The sequence below is a fragment of the Novosphingobium sp. Sphag1I genome (assembly GCF_056279125.1).
Genome location: NZ_JBWBQS010000001.1, coordinates 157,007 through 169,362 on the forward strand (window position 1 = coordinate 157,007; position 12,356 = coordinate 169,362).

At 63.3% G+C, this 12,356-nt stretch carries 8 protein-coding genes; 1 reads left to right on the forward strand and 7 read right to left on the reverse strand.

What is annotated here, in order from left to right; translation table 11 throughout:
* The first annotated feature begins 23 nt into the window (after positions 1–23).
* Positions 24–1,202, forward strand: coding sequence for a mechanosensitive ion channel family protein (locus ACZ9HU_RS00715; RefSeq protein WP_476101159.1), 1,179 nt, complete (start codon positions 24–26; stop codon positions 1,200–1,202).
* Here the strand turns inward: ACZ9HU_RS00715 and ACZ9HU_RS00720 are convergent.
* The 7 genes from ACZ9HU_RS00720 to ACZ9HU_RS00750 are packed head-to-tail and all read right to left on the reverse strand — an operon-like array spanning position 1,181 to position 12,264.
* Positions 1,181–1,462: a GNAT family N-acetyltransferase gene (locus ACZ9HU_RS00720; RefSeq protein WP_476101160.1), complete on the reverse strand. Its 282-nt coding sequence runs from the start codon at positions 1,460–1,462 to the stop codon at positions 1,181–1,183. The genes ACZ9HU_RS00715 and ACZ9HU_RS00720 overlap by 22 nt on opposite strands.
* Before the next feature lie 54 nt (positions 1,463–1,516).
* Entirely contained in the window at positions 1,517–2,578 is a 1,062-nt protein-coding gene (locus ACZ9HU_RS00725; protein ID WP_476101162.1) for a family 8 glycosyl hydrolase, read from the reverse strand.
* The gene (gene bcsD / locus ACZ9HU_RS00730) at positions 2,578–3,030 is read right to left on the reverse strand and encodes a cellulose biosynthesis protein BcsD (RefSeq protein WP_476101165.1); all 453 of its coding nucleotides are present in this window, start codon (positions 3,028–3,030) and stop codon (positions 2,578–2,580) included. Before bcsD ends, ACZ9HU_RS00725 begins: the two co-directional genes overlap by 1 nt.
* A 54-nt stretch (positions 3,031–3,084) precedes the next feature.
* Positions 3,085–6,618 (reverse strand): cellulose biosynthesis protein BcsC, encoded by a 3,534-nt coding sequence (locus ACZ9HU_RS00735; protein ID WP_476101167.1) that lies wholly within the window; start codon positions 6,616–6,618, stop codon positions 3,085–3,087.
* On the reverse strand, positions 6,615–11,162 hold the full coding sequence (gene bcsA / locus ACZ9HU_RS00740) for a UDP-forming cellulose synthase catalytic subunit (protein WP_476101168.1): 4,548 nt from the start codon (positions 11,160–11,162) through the stop codon (positions 6,615–6,617). Before bcsA ends, ACZ9HU_RS00735 begins: the two co-directional genes overlap by 4 nt.
* Positions 11,159–11,872 carry a ParA family protein gene (locus ACZ9HU_RS00745; RefSeq protein ID WP_476101170.1) on the reverse strand — a complete coding sequence of 238 codons (714 nt, stop codon included), beginning with the start codon at positions 11,870–11,872 and terminating at the stop codon, positions 11,159–11,161. The genes bcsA and ACZ9HU_RS00745 overlap by 4 nt, the downstream gene beginning before the upstream one ends.
* Entirely contained in the window at positions 11,872–12,264 is a 393-nt protein-coding gene (locus ACZ9HU_RS00750) for a hypothetical protein (RefSeq protein WP_476101172.1), read from the reverse strand. Before ACZ9HU_RS00750 ends, ACZ9HU_RS00745 begins: the two co-directional genes overlap by 1 nt.
* Between the last annotated feature and the right edge of the window lie 92 nt (positions 12,265–12,356).

Sequence of the window (12,356 nt, forward strand, 5' to 3'; positions counted from 1 at the left end):
CATCGGCCACAGGACAGGATAATATGAGCAACACCACCCCCACCGCCGCGCCATCGGTCATGCCGACAAGCCACCCGCTTCGCCCATCCGAAGTGCCGGGCCTGTTGCGCGACCTGACGCAGACGACGCTGAACTGGGTTGCCGATTACTGGCTGCAAATCGCCATTTCGGCGGCGGCGGCCTCGGCGATCATTTTCGTGTTGTTCGCGTTGCGGCGGTGGGGGCGGCATAATTACGATCCTTTGGTCGGCCCCGCCTCGATGCGCGCGGTTATTGCCCAGGTGGTGATGCGGACCAAAACCTTCTTCATCGTCATTCTGGCCATTCGCGTGGTCAGCAAATATGCCCAGATGCCCGACAGCCTTGAACACTGGATGTATGTGTTCTTTGCCATCGCAGCGGTGATTCAGGGCGCGATCTGGACCCGCGAACTGGTGCTGGGCATGATTGAGCATCGCACCTCGGCCAAGAATTTTCAGGGCGAGACGATCCTCAACGCCATGGGCCTGATCCGCATCATGGTCAGCTTTACCATCTTTGCCATCGCGGCGGTGGTCTTGCTGGGCAATATCGGGGTCAATGTCACGGGCATGGTCGCGGGTCTGGGCGTTGGCGGTATCGCCATCGGTCTGGCGGCGCAGGGTATCTTTGGCGACCTTTTTGCCGCGCTGGCCATCATCTTTGACCGGCCATTCAACCGGGGCGATGCGATCAGCTATGGCGATTCCAGCGGTACGATCGAGGCGATTGGTCTGAAATCCACCCGCATCCGCGCCTATACCGGCGAATTGCGCATCATCGCCAACCGCAACCTGCTGGACAAGGAAGTGCTCAACGTGTCCGGGCGCGACCATATCCGGCTGCCCTTTATGATCGGCGTGGCCTATGAAACGCCGCCCGACACGCTGGAACGTCTGCCCGGGATCCTCAAGGAACTGGTCGAGGCGGAAGGCGGGATTGCCGCGCGCGCCGGGTTTGAAAAGTTCGGCGAAAGCTCGCTCGACTTTGCCGTGCTGGTCGATGTGCCGGGCAATGACTGGCCGGTGGCGCATGATCTGCGCAATCGCCTGCTGGTTTCGATCATGCGCCGCTTTGCCGCCGAAGGGATCTCGATCCCCTATCCCACGCAGACGACCTATACCGCCGCGCCCGATGGCCGTCTGGTCATGCCCTATGCCGATCAGGCCAATACGTCGGCATAATCGGGATGCCTTTTGGCCCAGGCCACCATAAAGGAACAGCGCGGGACCAGCTTTAACCCCTGATCCCGCGCCAGATCAAACACCCCGCGCGCCAATGCCCCGCCAATGCCGCGCCCTTCAAAGGCGGGCGGCACTTCGGCATGCAACAGGTGATAGGCCCCGCCGTCATCGACACGATAGGTGCAAAAGGCCATGGCATCGCCCTCAATGGGCAATTCAAAGCGCTGCTTTGCGGAATTGAGCGTTACGGGGGCGGTCATCGATACGTCTCCTTCATCGCAAAGATGTGGATGACACGCCCGCCCCGCAAGGGTTCAGCGCAATTGCCGCGCCAGCAATTGCAGAACGCAGCCATAATAATCCTGCGCCAGTGCCTCGGTCTTGAGCGGCTGGTTCAGCGTGCGCTGGACGATGTTGATGCCCCCCGGCGACAGCGGAAAACCGGCCTCTGCCCCGGAATAGACATCGACCCACGCCGGGATTGGTTGCCCGGACGCCTGCTTGTTGCGCCAGTAATCGGCAATCGGCGTGACCAGATGGGCCCGCTTGCCCGCCACGGCATAGAGCGGGATGCGCACCGCATCGAAACCGAATTGCGGCGCCTTGTCGGGCGCGGGCTGCGGCATGCCGTCATTGCCCACCACGACCCAGTCGGTGGGCAGGCCAAAGGCGCCGAAGCGGGCCTTGCGCAGGATATCCTCGCATGTGGCGATGACCGGACCCCATGTGCCTGCGCCGTCCAGTTGCGCAAAGGCGTCCAACGCCGGAAAGATGAAATAGCATGGGTTGATCATCAACCGGTCGCCCAGATCGAAACCCATGATGCCGGGCATCAGATAATGTTGCCCACCGCGCGCGATCACCAGCTTTTCGCGGATCGCCTGACGGATCTGGCGCGAACGGGTCTCCCACGCGGCCACGCCCCACCGGCGCGCCCCGCGCGCCAGAGCCAGCGCGATCAGCATGTCGCCATCGGTCGCATTGTTGGGATCGGCCACCGGATTGTTCGACCGCGGATCAAAACGCCACGAATAAAGCGCCATGTCGCCACGGGCCAGATGGCTCTGGGTCCAATTGTACATCGCCTCGAACGCGGCCCGGTCGCCCACCGCCGCGGCCAGCAGCATGCCATAGCCCTGACCCTCGGTATGGCTGACCCCGCCATTGCCGGTGTCGATGATGCGGCCCGATGCGTCCAGATAGATCTGGCGGAAACTGGTCCACATGCCGTCCAGAACCTTGGGCGTGGCATTCGCGCTGGGTTTGTCGGGGGTCACAGATTTGCCTTCCCCCTTGCGCGAACAACCCACCATCAAGGCGGCGCTGGCGGCCATCAACATATGGCGACGGTCAAACAACATGGGCTTGTTCTGCATCAGATCTCGGCGCCGTGGCGGATTTCAATCGAATTGGCGGAATAGGACACGATGCGCGTGACCAGCGCGTCGGGGCTGCCCATGGCACGCATCCACCCGTCATAGGCCCCGACCAGAAGCGAGGCCAAGGCATCGCCCCAGTTGAATTCGGGATCGTTGGGAATAGCCGCCGGCGCATCGTGATGGTTGATCAACACGCCCTGAAGATCGAGCGTGATGTCCGCCTCGCCCAGACCCAGCCGGCCCCAGACCGCATTTACCGCACCCTGAAGTTCGCGCAGGTCGCGCATCGCCGGAATCGGGTTCTGTTCGGCCAGCCGCTTGCCCACCGCACGAAAGAAGCCCTTGGCCTGCGATTTATCCGCATTGGCAAAGATTTCCGAAACCGCCAGCGCCGCAATCACGGCCAATCCGCGATCCGAAGTGTCTGGTGGGAAAGGCAGGTCTTCCATTATGCGCCCCCCGTTCGTTGTCCCGTCATATGCAAGCCTCATGGGTTCTCTCCCTTATTTGGTGCTGCCCAAGGCCTGACGAATGCCCAGCATAGAGCGGAATTCGTCATAGGTGCCAAATGTATTATAGCTGACTTCGCCGCCGACACGGGTGGCCGGGCTGATCTTGTAATAGAGCGAACCCTGCGCCGACATGCCAAAGCCGGTCTTGCTCAGGCTGTCGTAATAGTTGCGCACATCGCTGTTGGTGGCTTTGAGCGCGTTGAGACGGGCCTGCGCGGCCGGATCGGTGGGATACAGATCGGTGCGGTTCTGCGAAAAGCTCTGGAAACCGGGGGTGCCGGAAACCTTGAGGTCCAGATTGCCCTTTTCATAGGAATAACGGACCGGGAAGCTGAGCGCGAGGAAGCTTTGCGGGCTGAAATAGCCGCCCTGACCCCATGTGAACTGGTTCTGGCTGTTGGCATAGGTCTGATAATTGACGTTCATGCCCGCCGTGATCGACGAATGCTCGTTGCTCCACGCCCGCATATAGCCGCCGACATTGACCTCGACATTGCGGTTCGAGGCGACATTGGTGCCATTGTAGCGGTTATAGCTGACATCGCCATAGGCGCCGTTGCCGTTGCTTTCATACGAATAGCCAACGCCGCCGCCGGTGCGCATCACCTGGCCCCATGTCTGGCCGGTTACCGGATCGCGCGTCCCGGCATAGGAAACGACGCTGTCGGTGACGGGCTTGCGTTCAAACCATGCGCGCGCGGTGGCATGCTGCGACACTTGCGGCGTTACGGCCACGCGCCATGTCGCGCGGGTGTTGCCAAAACCGACCGGCGTGGTGCCGCCTTCGATCTGAACCAGCTTGTCGGCATAACCGGCGCTGAGCGCGACGCCCGATGCGCGCTGGGTTTCGGCATTGATCAGCGCCGATGCCGTCTTGTCGACGATGGCCTGCGCCTCGATTGTGGCATTGCGGCCAAACCGGGCCAGAGACGACCCCGTCGGGCGCCCCGCATCGATCATCACCGCTTCGGCGCGGGCAAATACGCGGCCACGGCCAAGCCCGGTGGAAAGCTGGGCGGTGGTCTTCATCTCGCTCAATTGCGACAGGCCGGTTTCACCCTTGCGCGCACGGAACGATGCGTTGACCTCGGCGCGCGGACCATTGTCGGCGGCAAGCCCCGCGATGTCGCGTTCAATTCCCGCCAGAACCGGATCGACCGGCGCTTGCGGGGTTGCGGCGAAAGGGGCGGCGTTGTTCTGCGCTCCTCCGGCAAAGCCATTGCCCGGCAGGCCGCCCCACGTGGCCGGGGCCGGGACGGATTGCGGGGCGAAACCGTTGGGGGCCTGATAATTGCCCTGTGCCGCTGCGCCATTGAAATTGCCTTGGGGGGCAAAACCGGCCTGATTGGCCATGGCGCCTTGGGGGGCAAAACCGTTCTGCTGTCGCGGCGCGGTCATTTGCAAACGCGTGCCGCCGCCCAGTGCAAAGGGATTGGGCATGGCGGGGGCGGCGGCCTGCTGGGGCTGGGCCTGCTGTGCGCGGAAGGGGTTGCCGTCGGGGGCTTGGGCGGCCACCTGCGCCGTGCCATCGGCGGCAAAGGGCGATGCGGCAAACGGGTTGGCGCCATTGCTGGTCCCGCTGCTTTGTTGATAGACGTCGCGGGCCTGCTTGAAATAGCGCGTGGCGGCCGAAGCATTGCCGCGCGCCTGTTCGGTGCGGGCCGCGGCCAGCCAGACTTCGTAATTGCTGCCATATTCGCGCAGCAATTGCGTCTGGGCCTGCTGGCTCAATTGCTTGTCACCGGCGGCCTGCGCGGTTTCCATCAGACCGGACAAAGCATCGCGGTTCTTGGGATCACGGGCCAGGATCATCTGGAACGTCTGGGCCGCGCGGGCGTTCATCCGGCCCGATTGATACAGGCGCGCCAGCGAGGAGAGGATCTCGTTATTGTCCGGCGCGGCATTGAACGCGGTTTGCAGCACGTCAAAGGCCTGCGCAAACTGGCCTGCCTGACGCAGGCGGTCGGCCTGCTGGGCGGCGGCGCTGGCGGCCATGCGGGCCACGGCGCGCTGGCCATTGGGGTCGCCTGCGGCCAGCGCGGTGGCCTTGGCCATGGCGGTGCGGGCCAGATCATCGCGGCCCGTACGCACGGCGACGCGCAGGATCGATTCAAACCCGGCAATTTCCGAGATTTGTCCGTTGATTGCACGTTGAGCCAGAGCGGCGGCGTCGAAATTGTCGCCCATATCGATCAGCGCTTCGGCAATGGCCGCCTGTTTGAGCGGCGAAAGGCCCTGCGTGTTGCTCAATTGCTTAAGCACGCCGACCGCTTCACCCTTCTGGCCGGTGGCGGCAATCTGCTTGGCGCGGATGATGGCGGTGTCGATCTTCAGCCCGATGGCGAAATTGCGGATCGGGGCCGAACGGGCCTCGTCGGGAATGCGGTCGATCAGGCCCTGCGCCATGGCGGTGCGGCCCAGTTCGGCATTCAGCATCGCGGCGGCATAAAGCGCATCGGGATTGGTCGATGCGGCCAGCGAGCCGAGCAGGCTTTCGCTTTCCGACACGCGACCGCGACGGATCATGAAACGGGCAAATTCATAACGGATCCACGGGTCGTCCTGATCCAGCATGATGCCCTGTTGAAACGCCTGTTCCGCGCCGAAATCGTCGCCGCGTGCCGCCGCCGACAGGGCGGCCCCGCGTGCGGCGCGGCTTTGCAGGCGCTGGCCATTGGGCGTTTCCTCGCCGCCGGCCTGACGATAGAGGTCGGCAGCGTCGGCATAGCGGCCCTGACGTTCGTAAATGTCGGCCAGCAATTCATAGGCCCCGCCATTCTGGCTATAGCCCGAACGGATCAGCGCCTCGGCGGCCTTGCGCGCATCGTCCAGAGCGCCGCGTGTGACCATCGCCTGCGCTTCCTGCAGCGAGGCGAAATAGCGGGCCGATTCCAGCGCTTCCTTCCACTTGGACGCATCGCCCAACTGGCTGGCCTGGGCCAGAGCGTCGCGGGCCTGCGCAAAGCGGCCACGCTTGAGATCGACAAGGCCCAGACCGCCCAGCGCATCGGCATCGCGCTTGTTGCGGTTCAGGGCCGACTGGAACTGACGCTCGGCGCCTTCAAGGTCATTGTCCTGCAAGGCGCGGAAACCCACCACTCGCGACTGGCCCGCACGGTCGGCGGCCGAAGGCCCGGCAGGCGCCGCAGTGCGCGGCGCGGGGGCTGGCTTTTCCGCAACCGGGGCCGGTGCCGGACGGGCGGCAACGGTGCGCGGCGCGGGTGCACGCATCGGCTGGGGCGCGGGCGCGGCCACCGGGGCGGGGGCCGGAGCGGGAGCAGCAGGCGAGAGCGCCTTCTTGGCCACCGCATTGGCCGGGTCGATCTGCAACGCGCGACGCCATGCCTGCTGGGCCAGATCGTGGCGCCCCTTGCCTTCCCAATATTGCGCCTGATCCAGCAGGGCCTTGACCCCCGATGCCTGCGCATGGGCCGGTGCCGAAGTGAGCCCGGTGGCCATCAGGGCCGCGACCAGAGCCACGCCCGAATTGCGGCGCAGCGAGCGGCGATTAAAGACGGGGCTCACTTCTTGTCTCCCTTATTGTTTTTTTGGCTCAGATCTGCGGGTGCCTCACCTTGCAGGCGCTTCTTGGCCTGACGGGCAAAGACCAGATAGACGGGGCCGGTCAGCAGCAGGGCCAGCATCACCCCGCTCAGTGCCATCAACAGCGGGCGCTGGCTGAACCAATAGGCCAGCTTCATCCAGAAGGGCAGGCTGCCCGCCCAATAACGCGGGCCCACGGCAAAGCTGGTCATGCCATCGCCGGTGGTGACGGCAAGGTCGCCCTGGATCTGGGCATTGATCTTGTCATCATTCATGCCTTCGACCAACTGGGGCAGGGTGGCGGTGTCATCGGCGATCATCGCCACCACGCTGCGGCCCGAAGTCAGGGGCGATTCAAAGGCGGTGATGCCGTTAAACCCCTTGGAGGCATAGACGGTGTTCTCGACATCTTCCTTGCTGTTCTTGCCCCAACCGCCCAACAGCGATTCGACATATTGCAGCGCAGAGCGTTCGATGACCTTGAGCGTGCCGCCTTCGTTACGCAGCGGCGCATTGGCGAACAGTGAGCTTCCGGCCAGATTGGCGCTGCCGATGACCAGAATGTCGTGATCGGACAGTTGGTCCGCATTGCCGCCCAGCGTCACGGTGACGCCGGTGGTGGCAACGCCCGTCGAATCGCCCAGACGGCCCATGACATCAAGGAAAGCCTCGATGGCGGCCTCGGTCGGGTGATCGTCCATCATCACGATCGTTTCCGACAGGTCGGGGCGCACGGTGAAGGGATAGCCCGCACCGGCAAAGCTGGCCAGATCGGGCATTTCCAGACCGTGCCACGCGCCGGTCAGGTCGATGGTCGAATTGGGATCAAGGCTGACGCGGACATTGTCGGGCAACGTGCCGGTGCACTTCTGCTTGTCGGCCATGATCAGGTTATAGTCGAAGACGACTTCATTCGATCCGAACAGGTTATAGCGGGGCAGGCCCACGCTGCCGCGCCCATTGACGCTGTTGGCGCCCGAACCATACCACAGGCGCTGCCACCAGCTCATGCCGGTCAGGGGCAGGGTCTTGAGGAACTGGCCGTTGATCGACACGTCCATGCGCGAACCTTCGCGGTCCAGCCACTTGGCGTCGGGATAGCGATAGCCAAGGCTGAGCGAACCACCCTGACGCGGCCAGAAGAACAGGTCGGGCGCAAGGCGGAAACGCGCGGCCAGCGGACCCGGCGGCAGGCCCATGCCCTGCAGCGCATAAGGCGCCATGATCTCGCCCAGCTTGACCTCACGGTCGGTGGTCAGCCAGCGCGGCGCGGAATAGCGCGGCCAGGTGGGAATGCGGGCGCTGTCAAAGCTCATCAATGCGCCGCCCGGAATGCCTTTCGCGCTGGCCAGAGCGGCGGCGGCAAGGCGGATTTCGGCATCATTGCGACCGGCAATCACCAACAGCATGCCGCTGGGGTCGGCCGGATTGCGCACCATCGTGGCGGTCGCGCCATTGATCGGCACGGCCAGTCCAAAGGCGGGCGTCTTCATGAAGACGATGGCATTGCCCGCAGGCAGACGGCCGATCATCGGCTTGAAGGCGAAACCGCGATACGAGGCAAGGCTGCCCATCCACGAGGAAATGCTGGCCGCCGCTTCCAGATCGCCATGGCTGGGGGCCGAGGCAAAGACGAAGGGCAGGCGCAGCGCGCCATTGTCGTGGCGGTCAAAAAACGGGCCGGGCAGGCTGGAAAGATCCGGCGCCTTGGGCAGCGATTGCACGGTCAGGTCAAAGCCCGACTGAACATTGCTGACATTGGCCCAGAGCGAGGAATGGAACGGATCTTCGCAATCGCGCGCATAATGGGCGATCAGGCGAATGTTGAGCTGATTATCACCGGGCAGGAACAGCGCGGGATTAACCGGCACCTTGAGCGTGACGCCGCCCGCGTTTTCGCGGGTCAGGGGAATGGTCTGCACCACTTCGCCGTTGAGCAGCACGACCATCTGCGACACATCGGCCAACAGCGCCGGGCTCCATGCCGCGCGCAGCGTGACCATGGCCTCGGTGACGATGTCATTGGGGCGCATGCCAAAGGGAATGCCGATTTCGCCGCGCGTGCCCGCCAGACGGATCGGCATCTTGATGCGCAGATCCTTGAACGTCATGTGTTCGCGGCGCGTGCCGGTGGTGCCCGAAATGATCAGCGGCGTGGTGCCGGTGGTCGTATCGGTTTGCGGCGCGGCGACGGCGGCGGTGGCCACCGTCGGTGTTTGCGCGCGCGCTTCCTGATGCGGGGCCAGGATCGAGGCGGCCATCACGGCAAAGGCGCAGGCGGCGGCCTTCACAGTCGGGCGCGCCATCAGCGACGGGCGCACCGGCGCGGCGGGGGCCACATCGACGGCTTCGGGCTTGGCCTTAACCTCTTCCTTGGCGACGGCGACGGTGGGCAATTCGGCCTTGGCGGCGGCGGCCTGTTCACGCTGGGCGCGCATGCGGCGGCGTTCCGCCACGTTCAGACCCAGAATGCGCTTAAGCGTCATCAGATCAACCGAAAGGATATCTTTCACCGAGCGCAATTCCCCAACCTGCTCAGGCGCCGACATTTGCCATGCATCCGCCCGTCCCATAACGGCACGCACTAGCTTGCGGCCCATGGCCATGTCCAGCGTGTGGAACCGTACAAATGCGTATCCGCGTGCGGTGCGAATAGTATCCACAGGAATAACCAAACGGTCGGCATCCATGTCCAACGCAATGTGGGTCAATTCAGGGTCGCGCACCGGCAGATCGGCGGGCAGGACGATGGCCGCGCCGCCCATCGAAATGTCGCGAGTCACGCCCGAAATGGCATGGCCCGATTTCAGATAGAGCGTGACGGGCAATTCGGCATGGATACGGATATCCTTGCGCGCCTGACGGGTTTCACGCGCCACCGATACGGCGGCCAGCAGGATGATCAGCGAGAAGCTGGCCCATGCGGTATTGAGCAGCAGCGTGTCGATCTGGATGTTGAAGCTGGACTGAAAGAACAGCAGCTTGATCCAGCCCATCGACACAGCCCCCGCCAGCAGCGCGATGGCCACCAGATGCGGCTTGACAATGGCCCAGTCAAAGAAGGTCTGATCGAGAAGGTCGCCCTTGTCGGTCACGTTGAACTTGCCCTTGCGCGGCTGGAACCAGGTCATCACCGTGGGCTTGACCAGATGGAAAGCCAGCATGGTTTCATAGACTTCGCCCCAGAACGGACGGCGCCAGCCCAGTTGCGAACGGCCGCTGAACATTTGTGAACAGACCAGATGCGGCATCGAGAAGGCGAAGATCAGCGAGGCTGATGCCTGAATGATGTTCTGGCCAAAGATCAGATAGGCCAGCGGGCTGGTCAGGAACACGATGCGCGGCAGCGGAAACTGAAAGTGCATCATCGCGTTGAGATAGCACAGGCGCTGAGTCAGGCTCAGGCCCTTGCCCAGCAGCGGGCAGTCGATGCGCAGGATCTGCGTCATGCCGCGCGCCCAGCGGATACGCTGGCCTACGTGCAGAACGAAACGTTCGGTGGCCAGACCCGCCGACAGGCGGGCTTCGAGATAGCCGGTGTTCCAGCCCATGCGCTGAAGCTTGAGCGCGGTATGGGCGTCCTCGGTCACGGTTTCACCGGCAAAGCCGTTGGTGATTTCCAGCGCCTCGCGACGGATGATGGCGCACGAACCGCAGAAGAAGGCCGCGTTCCACAGGTCGTTGCCGCCCTGCACCGGGCCATAGAACAGGTCGCCTTCGCCCGGCATGTCGCCCAGGACGCCGCCCAGATTGCGCTGGACCGGATCGGGCGAATACATGTGGTGCGGCGTCTGCATCAGCGCCAGCTTGGGGTCTTTGTCGAACCAGCCCACCGAGAGTTGCAGGAACGAACGCGTCGGCACGTGGTCGCAGTCAAAAATCGCGATCAGCTTGCCGTCGGTCTTTTTCATCGCCGCGTTCATATTGCCCGCCTTGGCGTGCAGATTGTTGTCGCGGGTGATGTAACCGCATCCGGCCTTGCGGGCGAAAGCCTTGAATTCCGGGCGCTTGCCATCGTCCAGAATATAGACGTTGAAGCGATCGGCCGGGTAATCCATGTCCATCGCGGCATAGACCGTGTTGCGCACGATCGAGAGGCTCTCGTTATAGGTGGGGATGTACACATCCACCGTCGGCCATTGCGAAGGATCGCCTTCGGGTTCGACCACCGGGCGATAGAGCGGCCAGCTGGTCTGGACAAAGCCCAGCACCAGAATGACCCATGCATAGGCTTCGGCCAGATACAGACCCGTGCCCAGCGCCGCTTCGAGCGGGCCGCCAAAGGACAGCGTCTGGGTCGTGCGCCAGAACAGATAACGCGTCGAAACGATCAGCGAGAGCAGGCCGATAGCCAGCATGCCCTTTTGCGATTTCCAACGGTTGATGACCAACGCCCCAACGATCGTGGCGCCGGCAAATTGCCACTGCGACTTGGCATCCAGAGGCACGGTGATGACGGCCATGGCGATCATCGCCAACACCGCCCATCCGGCCCAACGGGTCAATTTAGGGGCGATGTCGATCACGCAGCTTCTTCCTCTGCCTGAGGGGGGGCGCAGACGCTGACGATGGTCTTGGCCAGTTTGCGCATGTCGGCCATCGCGCCGCTGGCGGCCGATTGGGCGGGCAGCAGCTTGCCCATGGCGACGGCCTCGTTGACCGATTCGTCCTCAAGGATCGACCCGATCAACTTGCCGCCCAGCAGTTCGCGCAGGAAGCTGTGCGCGTTGCGGGCAAAGCGGCGGGTTTCATCCAGCCGGTTGATGACAAAGGCGGTGTAATCCAGATCGATCAGCGGCGTACCGGGCATCACCTGCGTCAACGAGGCAAGGCCGAGGCCCGTGGGCGAAACCGGCACCACCATCAGCGCGGCATGGGGCAGCAGCTGGTCACGCAGCGCGCTGTCGTCGCTGGCAATATCGGCCACCACATAGGTTTCACTGTTAAAAGGCAGGTCGCCATTGTCCAGCGCATCGGCAAACGAAGGGTCATGCGCCGCACGATAGCCCTGACGCAGCGAAACGCCGCCGATCAGCAGGCGTTCACTGTCCGATGCATGCAGGTCGGGAATGGCGTTGATCGGCTTGATCCCGAAATACAGCTTGAGGCTGTCCTGGCGGGTCATGTCGACCGCCTTGGTACGCAGGCCCATATCGGCCAGAGCCATGGCAAGGTGGGCGGCCACAAAGGTCGTGCCGACGCCGCCCTTGGGCGAATGACAGAGGATCAGCGGCATCAGAGCTTTCCTTGTTCGATTTGCTGGGCCAGCTTTTGCAGCAAGGCGTGGACATCACCGGGGGCTTCATCGGCATTCTGGCCGCCGTAACGGGCAAACAGATTGCTCAAGTCCTTGGCCGTGGAGGGCGCGGGCGCGGGCACCTGTTCGGCGGCCGGTTCAACGGGGGCGACCGGCTTGGGCGCGGCAACGGCAACCGGGGCGGGCGCATTGGCCGTTACCAGAGCTTCGCCATTGTCTTCGGCCAGAGGCGCGGTCAGAATGCGCGGATCATTGATCAGCGTTTCAAACAGGGGCCACAGTTCCACGTCGCTGAAGCGATCGGCAAATTCCTGATAATGGAATTCCCGCTTGCCCAATTTGGCCAGCAGATTGGCGACGTCCTTACGCATGCATAGACCCCTAGGTTTGTTCACCTATAATCCTGCATGCAAATGGTTAACAAACACTAAGTTTCGTTTGTTTCAGGGCGCAGATTCTTAGG

Excerpts from the sequence above, each read along its gene's own strand:
- ACZ9HU_RS00715 (WP_476101159.1), top strand. The coding sequence starts at position 24 with ATGAGCAACACCACCCCCACCGCCGCGCCATCGGTCATGCCGACAAGC.
- ACZ9HU_RS00720 (WP_476101160.1), bottom strand. The coding sequence starts at position 1,462 with ATGACCGCCCCCGTAACGCTCAATTCCGCAAAGCAGCGCTTTGAATTG.
- ACZ9HU_RS00725 (WP_476101162.1), bottom strand. The coding sequence starts at position 2,578 with ATGCAGAACAAGCCCATGTTGTTTGACCGTCGCCATATGTTGATGGCC.
- bcsD (WP_476101165.1), bottom strand. The coding sequence starts at position 3,030 with ATGGAAGACCTGCCTTTCCCACCAGACACTTCGGATCGCGGATTGGCC.
- ACZ9HU_RS00745 (WP_476101170.1), bottom strand. The coding sequence starts at position 11,872 with ATGCCGCTGATCCTCTGTCATTCGCCCAAGGGCGGCGTCGGCACGACC.
- ACZ9HU_RS00750 (WP_476101172.1), bottom strand. The coding sequence starts at position 12,264 with ATGCGTAAGGACGTCGCCAATCTGCTGGCCAAATTGGGCAAGCGGGAA.